Source organism: Nonomuraea sp. NPDC049750, assembly GCF_040659625.1.
Lineage (GTDB): Bacteria > Actinomycetota > Actinomycetes > Streptosporangiales > Streptosporangiaceae > Nonomuraea.
Window position 1 is genome coordinate 327,939 of sequence record NZ_JBFANB010000001.1, and the last position, 15,445, is coordinate 343,383.

Here is a 15,445-nt window from a genome sequence, read left to right on the forward strand (position 1 = left end):
GGGGTCCTTATAGGGGTGATACCCCCTTCGGGGGGATGTGGCTGGGGTCAGCGGCCCTGGTGGTCGCGCCATTCGGAGATGACGCGCTCGACGTCGTACGGCATCAGGTTGAGCGGCGGGCCCTGCAGCCCGGTCCTGATCGCCTCGCGGATCCGCGCGTTGATCTCCTCGATGATCCGCCGCGCCTCGGCCTCCGACCTGGCGCCCACGGCCTCGGCGCGCGCCTCCTGGGCGTCCTTGCGCAGGGCGAGCGTCGGCGGCAGCGGCATCGACAGGCCCTCGCTGCGCACCTTCTGCTTGATCCACCACATCTCGTCGTACGGCTTGTCGAGGTCTGGAAGCGGCTTGCCGGCGCCTGGCAGGTTGTCGAACTCGCCGCGCTCCGTCGCCTCACGGATCTGCCGGTCGATCCATGACTCGAAGCTCATCCCACCCGGTTTGCGCTCAGTCATCCGCGGCCCCTCTCCTCACCCAAGATTATGCCGAGGCGCGATCGGCGCTCTCCAGCCGAGCATGGCTTCGGTCATCCGTACGGCCGCGACCGTCGAGGGCACGTCGTGCACGCGGAGGATCCGGGCGCCCTTCAGGACGGCGGTCACGTTCGCGGCGATCGTGCCTTCCGTCCGCTCGCGCTGCGGGCGATCGAGGGTCTCTCCGATGAAGTCCTTGTTCGACAGGGCGACCAGGGTCGGGTAGCCGATCGAGGTGATCTCGTCGAGCCTGCGCATGAGCTCCAGCGAGTGGAAGGTGTTCTTGTTCAGGTCGTGGCCGGGGTCGATGATGATCCGCTCGGCGGGGATGCCGGAGTCGAGCACGAACCGGACCCGCTCGCGCAGGAAGTCGGCGACCTCCGTCACGACGTCGCCGTACACCGGCCGGACGACCGCCTTCCCGGGGCCGCCGAGGCTGTGGGTCACGATCACGGTCGCGCCGCTCTCCGCCGCGACCGCGGCCATGCCGGGCTCGCGCAGGCCGTTGGTGTCGTTGATGACCTCGGCGCCGGCCGCCAGGGCCGCCTTCGCCACGTCGGCGCGGTGGGTGTCGACCGAGATGACGGCGTCCGTCACCTTCCGGATCTCGGCGATGACGGGGACCACCCGGTCGACCTCCTCGCCGACGCTGATGCCGTCCTGATCGGCGCTGAACGCGAACCCGCCGACGTCCACCCAGTCGGCGCCGGCCGCGACGGCGGCCCGCGCCGCCTCGACGGCCCTGTCGAGCTCGAACGTCCGGCCCTTGTCGTGGAAGGAGTTGGGTGTCCTGTTGACGATCGCCATGATGGCCACCTGGCGCGCGAAGTCGAACTCGCGGCGGCCGATGCGCCGGACGGGGAAGAGGATGTCGCTCACGTTGATGCACTCTCCAGGAGATTCGCCCAGCGATCGATGGACCCGTCGAACAGCCGGGCCACGAGCGCCGCGTCCATCACCATCTCCCCAGTATCGAGCCTCGGCTGTCACACGCCGACCTGGGTCCGGCTCACGGGGGGCGGGCGCTTTCAGAATCTTCGAAATGCTCGACAAAGGCCCCCTGATCACACCAAACTCTCCTGGCAGGGGGCGCGCGACGAGGGGCGTCACCGCCGCTCCCATCAGGTTGGCCGAGGCCCACTCTCCCAAACGGCGGTGGCCCCCGTGGACAGCGCGGCGGCTCCTGTGGACAGCGCGGTGGCCCCCATGGCCTTGGTCACCAGCGCGTCCACCAGCCAGGCGAAGCTGTCGTCCAGCGAGACGCGCAGCGCGAACACCCCGGCCGACTCCAGCGCGCAGAACCCCTGGACCGCGCTGCGGATGCCGCGGGCGGCGTGCACCAGGGCGGCTCCGGTCAGCGAGCCGACGGCCAGGACGTCGACGGTGACGGCCGCCGCCTCGTCCGCGGCACTGCGTACTTCCTCGTCGTCGAAGCCGTCCACCGCGAAGTGCGTGGCCGCGTACAGGGAAGGATGCTCGCGCGCGTATGCTCGCTGGGCGTGGGCCAGCGCTCTTAAGGCGTCGGCTCCCGAGCGGCCGGTGGCGGCGCGGCGGCAGTGTTCGGCGAGGTCGCGATGTCCCTTGACGGACAGGGCGATCCGAAGGTCACGCAGCCCGCCGGGCAGGTGGACGTACAGGCTGGGCGCGGCCACACCCAGATGGCGGGCCAGGGCGCTGATGGACAGGGCGTCGATGCCGTGCTCATCGGCATAGGCGATCGCCCCATCTATCGTCGTCTGCCGCGTTAGTCTCTTACGCATCGTCCGCCCCGCAACCCTAACGGCTATAGGATTAATCCTATAACCAATAGGGGGGAAGCTGACGTGATCACCAGGAGTATCGCGCGTCTTGCCGGAGCGGGAGCGGCTGCGGGTGTGCTGGTGGCCGCTATCGCCCTGCCTGCCGTGGGCGGCGCGGGGGCGCTGTTCAAGACCGCTTCCGCCGAGCTGAATCTCAAGGCGACAGATCTCCGCGAGGAGCCGCCGGCCGAGATGACCGCGATCCTCGACGCCAAGGGCAACCAGATCGCGCAGTTCTACGAGCAGTACCGCAAGGTCATCCCGTTGGCCGACATGGGCGACCTCATGAAGAAAGCCATCATCTCGATCGAGGACTACCGGTTCTACGAGCACGGCCCGATCGACATCGAGGGCACGGTCCGCGCGCTGGCGAAGAACCTGGGCACGGGCCGGGTGGCGCAGGGCGGCTCCAGCATCACCCAGCAGTACGTCAAGCAGGTGCTGCTCAACAACGCCACCACCGAAGAGGACAAGAACAAGGCGCTGGAGGCCACCTACGCGCGCAAGCTCAACGAGCTGCGTTATGCGATGGCCGTCGAGGAGAAGTACACCAAGGACCAGATCCTTGAGAAGTACCTGAACATCGCCTACTTCGGCGCGAGTGCCTACGGGGTGGAGGCCGCGGCTCTGCGGTTCTTCGGCGTACACGCCTCCGAGCTCAGCCTGGCGCAGGCGGCCACTCTGGCGGGCGCCGTGCAGGACCCCAACTCGACCGACCCCAATCTCGGCAAGAAGTTCCGGGATCGCCTGGTGGTCCGCCGCGACACCGTACTCAACCGGATGGCCGAACTCGGCAAGATCACCCCGGAAGAGGCCAAGGAGGCCAAGGCCAAGAAGCTCGGCTACAAGGGCACCCCGCTGCCCGGCGGCTGCGAGTCCAGCAAATACCCATACTTCTGCGTGTACGTACGCAACGAGATCACCAAGAGCAAGCTCTTCGGCAAGACGCCGAAGATCCGCGCCGCGCTGCTCAGCCGGGGCGGCCTGAAGGTCAAGACCACGCTCGACCCCAAGATGCAGGCGGCGGCCGACAAGGCCATCAAGAAGCACGTCTTCGCCACCGACAACCCGATCGCCAGCGAGGCCCTGATCCAGCCGGGCACCGGGGCGATCAAGGCGATGGCGGTCAGCAGGCCATACGGCACGTCCAAGCGGAAGCACCAACTGTCGCTCAACGTGGCGGCCGACGCGGCCCACGGCGGCGGCACCGGCTTCCAGCCCGGCTCGACCTTCAAGACGTTCACGCTGATCACCGCCCTCAAGGAGGGCATGAAGATCAACGACGGCTTCACCGTGGGCAGCGGCTACCGGGCCCCCTACTACTCCTCCTTCAAGAACTGCAAGGGCGAGAACATCGGTGACCCGTCGCACACCGTCACCAACGACGAGGGCGGCGGCGGCTTCAAGACGCTGCAGACCGGCACCTGGGGCTCGGTCAACACCTTCTTCCTGACGCTGGAGCAGCGCGTCGGCCTCTGCGACACCATCAAGACCGCCCAGTCGCTCGGCATCAAGCGGGCCGACGGCGGCAGGCTGCAGGAATACGAGACCTTCACGCTCGGCATCAATGAGATGGACCCGATCACGGTCGCCAACGCCTACGCCGCCATCGCGGCGCGCGGCAAGTACTGCACGCCAATGGCCATCACCCAGATCACCGACCGCGACGGCAAGGTCACCAAGTACAACCCCAACTGCAACCAGGCGGCCGGCCTCGACCCCGAGGTCGCGGACGCTGCGGCGAACGTCCTGAGCGGGGTGTTCACCAAGGGCACGATGCGGGGCGTCGGCGGCATCGGCCGGGACGCCGCGGGTAAGACCGGTACCACCGACAACCAGGCCACCGCCTGGTTCGCCGGGTTCACACCCGACCTGGCCGGCGCGGTGAGCATCGGCGACATCCGGGGCTCCCAGAAATACAAGCTCAACAACATCACCATCGGCGGCCGCTACTTCGGCTCGGTGTTCGGCGCGAGCGTGCCGGGGCCGATCTGGAAGGACACCATGCTGGCGGCGCTGAAGGACACCGAGCCCACCTCGTTCACGCCGATCAACTCCGCCCGCTTCGGCGGCTGCGGTCAGGGCTGCGCTCCCGTACGGACGCCGACCGACGACGAGCAGAACGACACGGGCCCCAACGACGACGAGCCCATCATCGACAACACGCTCCCCCACTAGCCGGTCCAGCGTTCCGCGTTCCGAGACCGACCAGCCGGTCCAGCGTTCCGAGACCCGCGAGCACGCCGTGCTCGCGGGTCTCGTGCTGACAACACTGTCAAATCGCCCTGTTAACAGCGGCGAAACATTGGTAACGTGGGAGCGCTCCCAGGATCTTTTCCGCGAGGTGCTCCCATGTCTGAGCAGCCCACACTGGCACAGGTAGCGGCCGAAGCGGGGGTATCGCCCGCGACCGCATCCAGGGTCCTCACCGGCTCCGTACGGGTCAGCACCTCGACCCGCCGGCAGGTCTACGACGCGGTGTCCCGCATGGGATACGTACGTCATCGCGCGCCCAGGGGAACGGGGGCCAGAGGACCGGCCGCCGGGGTGACGGCGGTGGTCTGCGACCATCTGCCCCGATTATTCTCCGAGCCCTACTACGCCAGGCTGCTGTCTGCCGCCGGTGCCGTACTGGCCGAGCACGGCACGCAGCTCATGGTGACGACGGTGACCCCGACCGCGTCGGTGCTTCCCGAGTTAGGCGGCGCGGTGCTCCTCATCGGCGCCCGCGAACGCCATCCCCTGGCCATCAAGCTCTGTACATCGGGCGTACCGGTGCGGAACGTCGGCCGCCCCCCACACGACCTCAAACTGCCATACGTGGACGTGGACAACCACGACGGCGGCCGGCAGGCCGCCGAGCACCTGCTGCTGTCGGGCCGCCGGACGATCGCCGCCATCGGCGGCCCGCCGTCCCTGCCAGGGGCGCGCGACCGGCTAGACGGGCTGGTGCGTACGCTGCGCACCGCCGGAGCGACGGAGGTGCCCGTGGCCTACGGCGACTTCACGGCCGCCTCCGGCACGCACGCCATGCAGTGGCTGCTGCGGCACGCCCCCGGGCTCGACGCGGTCTTCGCCGCCTCCGACCTGATGGCCGCCGGGGCGGTCCAGGCTCTGCGCCGCGCCGGTCGCCGGGTCCCCGCGGACGTCGCGGTGATCGGCTTCGACGACGCCCCCGTCGCCCGGCGTACCGTCCCGGCGCTGACCACGGTCCGGCAACCGGTCGAGGAGCTCGCGATGGTCGCCACCCGATTACTACTGGCCGGTACGACCGGCATCGACCCAGTCCTCCCCACGGAACTGGTCATCCGTGAGTCGGCTTGACCCGGGTGACGTCCTGGCCCGCAGATACCTGCTGCTGGATCCCCTCGCCCGCGGCGGCATGTCGATGATCTGGCGGGCCTTCGACCAGTCGCTGCACCGGCTGGTCGCGGTCAAGGTGCTGACCGCCTCGCTCCAGGCCGGGCTCGGCGAGCGTGTCCGCGTACGCAGTGAGGCCCGCGCCGCCGCCCGGTTCCTCCATCCGGACGTGATCGACATCTACGACTACGGCGAAACCGTGACGGAGGACGGCGAGGTGGCGGCCTACGTGGTGATGCCGCTGCTCGACGGCTCCACCCTTGGCGAGCGCATCGCCGAGGGGCCGCTGCCCTGGACCGAGGCCGCGGCGATCGCCCTGCGGCTGGCGCGGGCGCTGCGCGACGGACACGCCCGCGGCGTGGTCCATCGCGACGTCACCGCCGACAACGTGCTGCTCACCGCGTCCGGCCCGAAGCTGCTCGACTTCGGGATCGCGGCCGCCTCCGGCGACCCCGACGACGACCGGGGCACCCCGCCCTACGTCGCACCCGAACGGCTGGCCGGTGCCCCCACCCATCCGGCGGTCGACGTGTACGCGCTCGGGGTGCTGCTGTTCGCCATGCTCACCGGGCGTACGCCCTATCCGGAGACCACCTGGGAGCAGATCGAGGCCGCCCACCGCACCTCGCCGCCGCCCCGGGTGACCGGCGTGCCGCACGGCATCGCCTCATTGTGCCGGAACTGCCTCGCGCACGACCCGGCGCGGCGGCCCACGGCGGCGGAGATCGCGGACTCGCTGGCCGCCACACTCAGGGGCGCCGCGCTCGGCCGGCGGGTACGGCATGGCCTGGCCGTCGCCGGGACGGGTGTGATGGTGCTGTCCTCGGTGCTGTGGCTCAACCGCCCGGTCGACCGCCTCCCCATCTCGCCCTCGCCCCCCGCCGGCACCACGGCCACGCCGCGAGCCTCCAGCGAGACCCCTGGCGCCGCCACCACCCCGCCGCGCGCGTCCGACACCATCCCCGGCACGCGAGCCCCCGGCGATACGGCCGTCCCGCGCGCGTCCGGCGATGGCGCCATCACGGCCGGGCGGTCCGCGAGCCCCGCCGCCACCGCGCTGCCGCCGGCCACCGCGGACCCGGCTAGCACCACAGGACCGGCTGTCTCCGAGGGACCATCCACCCACACCGTCCAGCGGTCGGCCGGCCAGGAGCGTACGGCCCGGCAGGCGGTGGCCGGCTTCCACGGAACGCTGTCGGGCGCCGCGGCGTGCGGGGCCATCGATCACGACGTCACGCTGGACCTCCAGCAGGTGCTGCAGGGCGTGCTCGACACCCCCGGCCCCATCGAGCCCGGCATGGCGAAGCTGAGGCGCAAGCTGGCCGACCGCGAACGCGAAGGCCGCCTCACACCGTCCTGCCGAACGCAGCTCCAGGCCCGTCTCGACGAGATCGCCATCGCGCTGGGCCCCCAATGAGGAGTACGGCCGGAACGTTGGACGGTCTTCCCTCAAGGATCCTCCAGGGATCGGATGAGCGTGGCCAGGAGGTCGGCGGCTGGGGTCAGCACGGCCTCGTCCAGGTCGAACGTCGGCGAGTGATGCGGTCCGTATGTTCCGGCACCCATGAGCAGGTATCCGGCGAGTCCGTCGTGTTCCTGGACGTGCCGCATGAACAGCGTCGCGTCGTCGCTCGCGCGCAAGGGACGCGGCGGCAGTAGACGCAGACCGCAGCTCGGGGCGAGGGTTTCCACCCTGCCGAGGATCGCGCCGTCGGTGGTCGCGCTGGTCGCCCAGCCGGTTCTGGTGATGTCCACGGTGACACCGTGCATGGCGGCCGCGCCGTGGAGGACAGCGCGGGCACGCCGCTCCAGGTCGTCGTGTTCGGCGGCGGCGTCCGCCCGGACCTCGGCGTCGAGAACGGCGTGGGCGTTGACGATGTTCGCCGCACCGGGTGCGTGCAGCGCCCCGACGTTGACGCGGGTCGTCGCCGTCGCGTAGCGGGGCAGAGCGTGCAGGCCCAGAACGGCGGACGCCGCCGCCAGCAGGGCGCTGCGGCCCTGTTCGGGCGCTCCGCTGGCGTGGGCGGCGACGCCGGTGAACTCCGCGCGCAGCTTCGAGGTCCCGTACAGCTCGGTCGCGGCCGCGACGCACCCGTCCGGGGTGCCGAAACCGAGGTGGACGGCCAGCAGGACGTCGACGTCGTCGACCAGCCCGGCGGCCACCATGGGAGCAGCGCCGCGGACACCCTCCTCGGCCGGCTGGAACAGCAGCCGTACGGTGCCGGCGAACCGCCTGTCGGACAGCAGGGCCGCGGCCCGCAACGCGATGGCCACGTGCCCGTCGTGTCCGCAGGCGTGCATCGCGCCGTCGATGGTCGAGTCGAAACCCTGGGCCGCCGGGTGGTGGCCGCGGTGGCGGCTCTCCTGGATCGGCAGGGCGTCCATGTCCACCCGCAGGGCGATCAGCGGACCCGGGCGGGCGCCCCGCAGCTCCGCGACGAAGGCGGTGTTCCCGTCACGGAAGCGCCGCACCGATGACTCCGGCACACCGCGCGCGACGGCCCGCCGGACGGCGGCGTCGAGCTCGTCGCGGCTCGGCAGACCAGGGTGATCGTGTACGTCGACGAGGTCGCCGCCGCCGCGTAGCCGCCAGCCCAGATCGGAGAGAAGGTCCCAGGCCAGGTCCGCGGTCTCGATCTCGAGGAAGCCGATCTCGGGCCGCCGGTGCAGATGACGCCGGACGGCGCTCGCGTCCAGCGGATCCGGCCGAGCCTCAGCTCGCGAGCGTGCGCTCACGGCGTTCCCCCGGCGAGGGCGTGGACGACGGCGGTCGTGAACTGCTCGGTGCTCGCCGTGCCGCCAAGATCGGGTGTGGCGGTCCCCGTACGGAGGACGTGCTCGAAGGCGGACACGAGCCTGGCCGCGGCCGCGGGTTCGCCGAGATGGTCCAGCATCATGGCCGCGGCCCACAGAGTGCCGACCGGATTGGCGATACCCATGCCGGCGATGTCGGGTGCCGATCCGTGCACCGGCTCGAACATCGACGGGTACGTCTTGGTGGGGTCGAGGTTGGCGCTGGGCGCGACCCCGATCGACCCGGCCAGGGCACCGGCGAGGTCGGACAGGATGTCGCCGAACAGATTGGAGGCGACGATGACGTCGACGGACTCCGGCCGCAGCACGAGACGCGCGGCCAGGGCGTCGATGAGGACCTTCTCCAGCTCCACCCCGCTGCCGTCGGCCACCTCGGCCACCACCTCGTCCCAGAACGGCATCGTGTGAATGATGCCGTTCGACTTCGTCGCCGAGATCAGCCGGCCCGAGCGTCGCCGGGCCAGGTCGGCGGCGAAGCGGGCGACCCGCTCGATGCCGGTCCGGGTGAACACCGCCTCCTGGACGGCGAACTCGCCGGGCCGGCCGCGGTTGACCCGGCCGCCGACCTCGCTGTACTCGCCTTCGACGTTCTCGCGTACGACGACCAGGTCGATGGGGACATTCGACCGCAGCGGCGTGCGGATTCCGGGCAGGGATCGGACCGGCCGCAGGTTGACGTACTGCACGAACTCCCGGCGGATGGGGATGAGCAGACCCCACAGGGTGATGTCATCGGGGATGTCCGGCGCTCCGACGGCGCCCAGCAGGATGGCGTCGGCGGAGGCCAGTCGTTCGAGGCCGTCGACGGGCATCATGCGCCCGTGCGCCCGGTGGTGGTCGCAGCCCCACGCGCGGTCGCGCCACTCGATGGTGAACCCGAAGGTTCCGGCCAGGTGGTCGACGCAGCGGACGGCGGCGGGGACGACCTCGGTGCCTATGCCGTCCCCCGGGATGACGTCGATGACGTAGCGCCGTGTCGTCCCAGGGCCGGTGTGTTCGGGGGTGGTCGTGGTCACGACAGCTTCGTGTCCATCGTCAGCAGGGTTCGCTCCATCGGGTCGGTCGGCAGGCCCTTGACGGCGGCCGCCAGACCCATGGTCAGGCTCTCGTGGACGAGCGGGATGAACGCCACGTCGCCGGCCAGCTGGGTGGCGATCTGACCGTAGAGGGCGTGGCGCTTGGTCGTGTCCCCGGTGCTCCCGGCCTCCTTGACCAGCCCGTCGACCTTCGGGCTGCAGTATCCGGCGAGGTTGAAACTGCCCTTGCAGGTCTCGTCCGAGCGCAGCATGCTGATGGGCTCGGGCATGTCGATGAGGTGGTTGCGGGACAGCAGGGTCGCCTGGAACTTGCCGCTCATGAGGTCGTCCTCGACCGAGGCGTAGTCCCCGGTGCGGATCTTCACGGTGATGCCGGCTTCGGCCAGCTGCGCCTGGATCACCTGGGCGAGGTCGGCGAACTCGGGCCGGTCGGAGTAGGCGATGAGCTCGAAGCCGAGGGAGGCGGGGTCGATTCCGGCGGCGGCCATGGCGGCCTTGGCCGCCGCGGCGTCTCCCTGCACCGGCTTCAGTTCGGCCGGTGTCCAGGGCTCGTCGGGGGTGAACGGTCCGGCCGCCGGGGTGGCGGTGCCCTCGTAGACCCCCTTGACGATGGCGTCGAGTCCGATGGCCTTCTGGATCGCGCGGCGGGCCTCGACGTTGTCGAAGGGGGCTTTGCGGGTGTTGAGGTAGAGGCCGGTGGTGCGGGGCAGCGACGTCTGCTGAAGGGTGATCTTGTTGTCGCCCTTCAGGGTCGTGAGGGTGGTGACGGGGAGGTTGGCGGCCACCGAGACCTCACCGGTACGCAGCTGGGTGGCGCGGGTGGCGCCGCTCTCGGCGTAGCGGATTTCGGCGCTGCCGAGGGCGACGTCCCCGCCCCAGTAGTCGGCGTTGGCGGTCAGTGCCAGCGACTGCCCCGTTCCGGTGCTGGTGATCTTGAACGGCCCGGTGCAGGTGCCGACCGGGTTGGTGGTGGTGCCGGAGAACGCCTCGGGGGCGAGGATCCCGGTGTTGGGCACGCTGACCCGTAGCGGCAGGAAGTGGTCCTCTTCCGGTGTGTCGATCCGTACGGTCCGGTCGTCGACGGCGGTGACCGCGGAGATGACGCTGGGAGAGAAGCTGCGCGGCGGTGCCGTGGCCTTCAGCAGCCGGTTGAGATCGTCGGCGACGACCTTGGCGGTGAGCGCGGTGCCGTTCTGGAACTTGGTCTCACGGATGGTGAACGTCCAGGACGTGGGTGCCGCCTGCTTCCATTCCGTCGCCAGAGCGGGCTGGGCCTGGTTGTCGTTGTCCACGGCCACCAAGGTCTCCAGGCAGCCCGCGCGGGTGAGGGTGAAGGCGTCGTCGGTCTCCAGGGCGTACCCGGAGTCGGGCGCCCACAGGTCGGCGATCACCAGCTTGGAGGTGCCGCTCGTGGTGGCATCGGGGCTTCCTGAGTCGAACGAGCAGCCGGCGAGCAGGACGATGCCTGTCGACAAGCCGGCGAGGGCGGTGAGGGTGCGGGCCATGCTGGTGTTCCTCCGGAACGTCGTTGGGGGGAGAGCAAGGGGAAATGGGCACCACGACATGACCCGGTGAGGGCTGTTCGTCCCGGTCGGGCTGGCAGAGCCGATGGATATTTCGTCAGTGAAGAGAGCTCAGCTGATGGAGGTCAGCCGGGCCGCGATGACCTTGGGTGCGGTCATCGCCACGACGGCGCTGGTGACGCCTTCCCGGCCGATGCCGCTGCGGTGGAAACCGCCGAACGGCATGGCGTCGATGCGGAAGTCGGACGTGTCGTTGATCATTACCGCGCCGGCTCGCAGCAGGCGGGCCGTGCGCAGGGCCGAGGTGGTGTCGCGGGTGAAGACCCCGGCCTGCAGACCGGTGGCCGCGCGGTTGGCCTGGGTCACGGCGTCGTCGAGATCGGCCACGGGCAGCACGCTGACCACGGGGCCGAAGATCTCGTCGGTGATGATGGGATCGTCGGGGGCGAGGTCGGTGAGGATGGTCGGCTGATAGGTGGCTTCCTGACGGACCGCTCCCGCGCGTACGACCGCGCCGCGGGCGACGGCCTCCTCGACCCGGCGCTCCACCCGCCGCGCGGCCGCCGTGTCGATCAGCGGCCCGACGTCGGTGCTCTCGTCGTGCTTGCTGCCGACGCTCAGGTGAGCGGTCATCTGGGTCAGGTGGCTGAGCAGTTCGTCGTAGTGCTCGGCGACCACGTAGACCCGCTGCACCGACAGGCAGTTCTGCCCCGCGCACCCGAACGCCCCTTCGGCTATGGCCCGCGCGGCTGCCGCCAGGTCCACGCCATGGTCGACGATGACCGGGTTGGATCCGCCCAGCTCCATCAGCAGGGTCCGGGCGCCGGCCAGCCGGGCCACCTCGTCGGCGGTGCGGACCCCGCCGGTGAAAGAGACGACGTCGATGCCGGGGTGCGACACCAGCTCCCGCCCTGCGGCCGGGCCGCCCGGCAGCACGGCGATCCGGTCGCCGGGAACGCCGGCCTCAAGGAGCAACTCGGCGAGGGCGAGCGCGGACAGCGGCGTCGCCTCGTGCGGCTTGACCGCGATGACGTTGCCGGCCAGCAGCGCCGGGCCGACCTTGTGCGCCACGAGGTTCAGCGGGTCGTTGAACGGGGTGATGGCGGCGACGACCCCGAGCGGTTCCCTGCTGCTCCACCCGAGCCGGTCCGCGCCACGGGAGGTGTCCTCGAACGGCACGCTGGTGCCCTGCAGGGCGTGTCCCGCACCGGCGGAAAGCTGCAAGGTCTCCGCTGCCCGGGCCACCTCCCGGCGGGCATCTCTGATGGTCTTGCATCCCTCGGAGCTCACGATGGCGGTGAACCGCTCGGCGTGCTGTCTCAGCAGTTCGGCGGCGCGGTGCAGGGCCTCCCGGCGTTGCCACAGCGGCCAGCCGGTACGGTCGGCGGTGCCGGCCCGAAAGGTGTCCACCAGCGCGTCGACGGCCTCGCGTACCTCCGCGGCGGTGCTGTCGGCGACCTCGCCGAGGAAAGCGCCGGTTTCGGGGTCGGTGATGGCGGTGTGCCGTGCCGTTTCCCGCCAGCGTCCGCCGGCGTACGCCTTGCCGGGCGGGGTCCAGGTGGCCGCCGTGGCGGCGCGTCCGGTCATGAGGCTCATACGGGGAGCTCCTCAACTGCCAGCCGGCTCCGGGTCTCCGCCGAGCGGTGACAGCGGACCTGGTGGCCGTCTCCGATGTCGACGAGGTCGGGTGGCTCGGTGCGGCAATGGTCGGTGGCCAGCGGACAGCGGGTGTTGAAGCGGCAGCCGGAAGGCGGGGAGACGGGGCTGGGTGGTTCGCCCTTCAGCTGGTCCGCCGCACCGGCGTCGATGCGGTGTCCACGACCGGAATGCAGCAGCGCCAGGGTGTAGGGGTGCAGGGCGCCGGTGAAGATGCCTTCGTGCGTGGCTGTCTCCACGACCTGCCCGAGATACAGAACCGCCACCCGGTCGGCGAGGAACTTGACCACCTTCAGGTCGTGGGAGATGAACAGCATGCTCAGCCCCCGCGAACGACGCAGATCGACCAGCAGGTTCAGGATGGTCGCCTGCACCGAGGCGTCCAGGGCCGACACGGGCTCGTCGCAGACGAGCAGCTTGGGTTCCAGCAGGAGGGCTCTGGCGATGACCACCCGCTGCAGTTGCCCACCGGAGCAGTCACCCGGCCGGCGCTCCAGGAAACTGTCGTCCAGGCCCACCTCCGCCAGCGCGGTGGCGACTCGCCGCAGGCGCTCCGGCGGCGTACCGATGCGGTGTTGTTGCAGGGGGGCGAGCAGCGATTCCCACAGCGTCATGCGCGGGTCCAGCGCGGAGTGCGGGTCCTGGAAGACCAGCTGCGCCGACCGGCGCAGCTGCCGCAGTTGGGCGCCGCGCAACTTGCCGACCCTCAGCCGATCGACGTCGATCCGTCCGCAGTCGGCTGGTACGAGGCCGAGCAGGAGCCGAGCCAGAGTGCTCTTGCCCGAGCCGGACTCACCGACCAGCCCCAGCACCTCCCCTGACCGGATGCGCAGGGACACGTCGTCGACGGAGTGCACGTGCGGCCGGCGGCCGAAACCGGTCCGCGACAACGGATAGTGCTTGCTGACATGGTCGATGACGGCGATGTCGGAGTTCTGGGCGAGGTCGTTCATGCCGGAACCTGTCGTCGGGTGTCGATGGTGACCCAGCAGCGTGAGTTGCGGTGAGTGCCGCAGCAGGTGAGGTCGGGTTCCTCGCTGTCACAGTGGGAGCCCAGTTTCGCGTCGCCGTCCGCGACGGCGCAGCGTGGGCGGAATCGGCAGCCGTTACTGGCGGCGCGGGCCGAGGTGGCGTTGCCGGGGATGACGTGCAGATGGCCCGTGTCGTCGGTCTGCAGAGTGGAGCAGCGCAACAAGGCCTGGGTATAAGGGTGCTCGGCGGTGGTGATGACCTCGTCGGCCGGTCCGTCCTCGACGATGCGGCCCGCGTACATGACGGCGATGCGGTCGGCGATGGAGGCGACGGTGGTGACGTCGTGGGAGATGAACAGGACCGACATTCCGGTCTCGGCCTGCAGGGTGGCGATAAGACGGAGAATCTGCGCTTGGACGGTGACGTCCAGGGCGGTGGTGGGTTCGTCGGCTATGAGGACGTCCGGCTGGGTGGCCAGCGCCATGGCGATCATGACGCGCTGGGCCATGCCGCCGGACATCTGGTGCGGATGGTCACCGGCGCGGCGTTCGGGATCGGGGATCCCGACGTCGGCGAGCAACTCCACGACCCGGCGGCGGGCGGCCGGCCGGCTCATGCCGAGATGCCGGCGCAGTGGCTCGGCGACCTGGCTGCCGATCGTCGCGGTCGGGTCGAGCATGCGCTTGGGCTGCTGGTAGAGCATGGAGATGCGCTGGCCGCGGATGCCGTCCAACGCTCGTGAGGAGGCGGCGAGCAGGTCCAGGTCGCCCAGCCGCAGTGCCTCGGCGTGCATGTGCAACCCGGTCGGCAGCATGCGCAGCATCGAGTGGGCGGCCATGCTCTTGCCCGACCCGGATTCACCGACCAGGGCCAGCACCTCGCCGGGGTCCAGAGTCAGGCTGACACGGTCGAGGATGGGCGGGGCTTGTCCAGGCCGACCAGCGTGAACGGTCAGGTCACGGACCTCCAGGCGTGCGCTCATGGCTGCTCCCGGGGTTGCGGTGGGGCTTTGTGGTCGTCTCCGTGGCGGTAGCCGTCGGCGTGTTCGTGAAAGATCTGTTCATGCGCCAACGGATCCTGGTGGTGATGCGGTTGCGGTCGAAGGTGGTGCTTGTGCGGCTTGCCCGATGTCGCCGCCTGGAGTTCGCCGACCTCGGCGAAGTGCCGGTCCAGAAGTGCCAGGGCGGCGGACTTGTCACCGCTGGCGATGACGTGCAGCAGTTGCTCGTGCTCGGCCGGCAACTCGGAACGATCGCTGTAGCTGTCGACGATCAACCGGAAGCACAGCTGCATCTCGTTGGAGATGAGTCCGTACAGCCGATCCAGCCGGGTGCTGCCGGCACCGCTGACCAGCCGCCGGTGAAAGGCGAGATCCAGGGCGGCCAGTGCGCTCCTGTCCGCGCCGCCGGCGGCGTCCTTCATCCGCGCGACGATCACTTCGAGGTCGGCGACCAGGCCCGCGGAGACCCCTCGGGCGGTGACCCGGCGCAGCGCCTCCCGCTCGATCGCTTGGCGGGCGACGAAGATGTCCTCCAGGTCCTCCCTGGTCAAGGTGGGGACGAAGACCCCGTGACGGGGGTAGCTGACCAGCAGACCTTCCTGTACCAGACGCTGCATCGCCTCGCGCAACGGGCCGCGGGAGACCTCGAAGGAGGCCGCGAGCTCGACTTCGTTCATCTGGGTTCCGGGCGGGAACTCCCCGCTGAGAATGCGGTTACGCAGCAGCCCGGTGACCACCTCCGTCAGCGTGCGCTTCGAGGTCTTGGCCGCCGGGGCCGGGGTCTGAGCGCTCATGGGTGTGCTTCTCCGGGTTT

At 70.2% G+C, this 15,445-nt stretch carries 13 protein-coding genes; 3 read left to right on the forward strand and 10 right to left on the reverse strand.

Annotated elements, in window-relative coordinates; genetic code table 11:
* Positions 1–47: 47 nt before the first annotated feature.
* The 3 genes from AB0J16_RS01590 to AB0J16_RS01600 form a co-directional block, all read right to left on the reverse strand.
* On the reverse strand, positions 48–452 hold the full coding sequence (locus AB0J16_RS01590) for a DUF1992 domain-containing protein (RefSeq protein ID WP_358533343.1): 405 nt from the start codon (positions 450–452) through the stop codon (positions 48–50).
* Between the two features lie 15 nt (positions 453–467).
* Positions 468–1,349, reverse strand: a complete 882-nt coding sequence (gene folP, locus AB0J16_RS01595; RefSeq protein WP_358533346.1) for a dihydropteroate synthase — start codon at positions 1,347–1,349, stop codon at positions 468–470.
* Positions 1,350–1,591: 242 nt separating this feature from the next.
* On the reverse strand, positions 1,592–2,230 hold the full coding sequence (locus tag AB0J16_RS01600) for a WHG domain-containing protein (protein ID WP_358533349.1): 639 nt from the start codon (positions 2,228–2,230) through the stop codon (positions 1,592–1,594).
* A 63-nt stretch (positions 2,231–2,293) separates the two neighbouring features.
* Between AB0J16_RS01600 and AB0J16_RS01605 the strand changes: the two genes are divergently transcribed.
* The 3 genes from AB0J16_RS01605 to AB0J16_RS01615 all read left to right on the forward strand — a co-directional run bounded on the left by AB0J16_RS01605 (position 2,294) and on the right by AB0J16_RS01615 (position 7,046).
* The gene (locus AB0J16_RS01605) at positions 2,294–4,447 is read left to right on the forward strand and encodes a transglycosylase domain-containing protein (protein ID WP_358533352.1); all 2,154 of its coding nucleotides are present in this window, start codon (positions 2,294–2,296) and stop codon (positions 4,445–4,447) included.
* A 174-nt stretch (positions 4,448–4,621) separates the two neighbouring features.
* Positions 4,622–5,593 carry a LacI family DNA-binding transcriptional regulator gene (locus tag AB0J16_RS01610; RefSeq protein ID WP_358533355.1) on the forward strand — a complete coding sequence of 324 codons (972 nt, stop codon included), beginning with the start codon at positions 4,622–4,624 and terminating at the stop codon, positions 5,591–5,593.
* Positions 5,580–7,046, forward strand: coding sequence for a protein kinase (locus AB0J16_RS01615; protein ID WP_358533358.1), 1,467 nt, complete (start codon positions 5,580–5,582; stop codon positions 7,044–7,046). The genes AB0J16_RS01610 and AB0J16_RS01615 overlap by 14 nt, the downstream gene beginning before the upstream one ends.
* A 32-nt stretch (positions 7,047–7,078) precedes the next feature.
* Here the strand turns inward: AB0J16_RS01615 and AB0J16_RS01620 are convergent, their stop codons facing one another.
* The 7 genes from AB0J16_RS01620 to AB0J16_RS01650 all read right to left on the reverse strand — a co-directional run bounded on the left by AB0J16_RS01620 (position 7,079) and on the right by AB0J16_RS01650 (position 15,425).
* On the reverse strand, positions 7,079–8,365 hold the full coding sequence (locus AB0J16_RS01620) for an amidohydrolase (RefSeq protein ID WP_358533361.1): 1,287 nt from the start codon (positions 8,363–8,365) through the stop codon (positions 7,079–7,081).
* Positions 8,362–9,459 carry a tartrate dehydrogenase gene (locus AB0J16_RS01625; protein ID WP_358533364.1) on the reverse strand — a complete coding sequence of 366 codons (1,098 nt, stop codon included), beginning with the start codon at positions 9,457–9,459 and terminating at the stop codon, positions 8,362–8,364. Before AB0J16_RS01625 ends, AB0J16_RS01620 begins: the two co-directional genes overlap by 4 nt.
* Positions 9,456–10,985 carry an ABC transporter substrate-binding protein gene (locus AB0J16_RS01630; protein ID WP_358533367.1) on the reverse strand — a complete coding sequence of 510 codons (1,530 nt, stop codon included), beginning with the start codon at positions 10,983–10,985 and terminating at the stop codon, positions 9,456–9,458. Before AB0J16_RS01630 ends, AB0J16_RS01625 begins: the two co-directional genes overlap by 4 nt.
* Before the next feature lie 129 nt (positions 10,986–11,114).
* On the reverse strand, positions 11,115–12,599 hold the full coding sequence (locus AB0J16_RS01635) for an aldehyde dehydrogenase family protein (RefSeq protein WP_358533369.1): 1,485 nt from the start codon (positions 12,597–12,599) through the stop codon (positions 11,115–11,117).
* Complete coding sequence (locus AB0J16_RS01640; protein WP_358533372.1) at positions 12,596–13,612, reverse strand: ABC transporter ATP-binding protein; 1,017 nt, start codon at positions 13,610–13,612, stop codon at positions 12,596–12,598. Before AB0J16_RS01640 ends, AB0J16_RS01635 begins: the two co-directional genes overlap by 4 nt.
* Positions 13,609–14,613 carry an ABC transporter ATP-binding protein gene (locus tag AB0J16_RS01645; RefSeq protein WP_358533375.1) on the reverse strand — a complete coding sequence of 335 codons (1,005 nt, stop codon included), beginning with the start codon at positions 14,611–14,613 and terminating at the stop codon, positions 13,609–13,611. Before AB0J16_RS01645 ends, AB0J16_RS01640 begins: the two co-directional genes overlap by 4 nt.
* A complete protein-coding gene (locus tag AB0J16_RS01650; RefSeq protein ID WP_358533378.1) occupies positions 14,610–15,425 on the reverse strand; it encodes a GntR family transcriptional regulator in 816 nt (271 codons plus the stop codon). The genes AB0J16_RS01645 and AB0J16_RS01650 overlap by 4 nt, the downstream gene beginning before the upstream one ends.
* Between the last annotated feature and the right edge of the window lie 20 nt (positions 15,426–15,445).

What these genes read in the sequence shown, in the direction of transcription:
- AB0J16_RS01590 (WP_358533343.1), bottom strand. Translation starts at nt 452, where the DNA reads ATGACTGAGCGCAAACCGGGTGGGATGAGCTTCGAGTCATGGATCGAC.
- AB0J16_RS01600 (WP_358533349.1), bottom strand. Translation starts at nt 2,230, where the DNA reads ATGCGTAAGAGACTAACGCGGCAGACGACGATAGATGGGGCGATCGCC.
- AB0J16_RS01610 (WP_358533355.1), top strand. Translation starts at nt 4,622, where the DNA reads ATGTCTGAGCAGCCCACACTGGCACAGGTAGCGGCCGAAGCGGGGGTA.
- AB0J16_RS01630 (WP_358533367.1), bottom strand. Translation starts at nt 10,985, where the DNA reads ATGGCCCGCACCCTCACCGCCCTCGCCGGCTTGTCGACAGGCATCGTC.
- AB0J16_RS01635 (WP_358533369.1), bottom strand. Translation starts at nt 12,599, where the DNA reads ATGAGCCTCATGACCGGACGCGCCGCCACGGCGGCCACCTGGACCCCG.
- AB0J16_RS01640 (WP_358533372.1), bottom strand. Translation starts at nt 13,612, where the DNA reads ATGAACGACCTCGCCCAGAACTCCGACATCGCCGTCATCGACCATGTC.
- AB0J16_RS01645 (WP_358533375.1), bottom strand. Translation starts at nt 14,613, where the DNA reads ATGAGCGCACGCCTGGAGGTCCGTGACCTGACCGTTCACGCTGGTCGG.
- AB0J16_RS01650 (WP_358533378.1), bottom strand. Translation starts at nt 15,425, where the DNA reads ATGAGCGCTCAGACCCCGGCCCCGGCGGCCAAGACCTCGAAGCGCACG.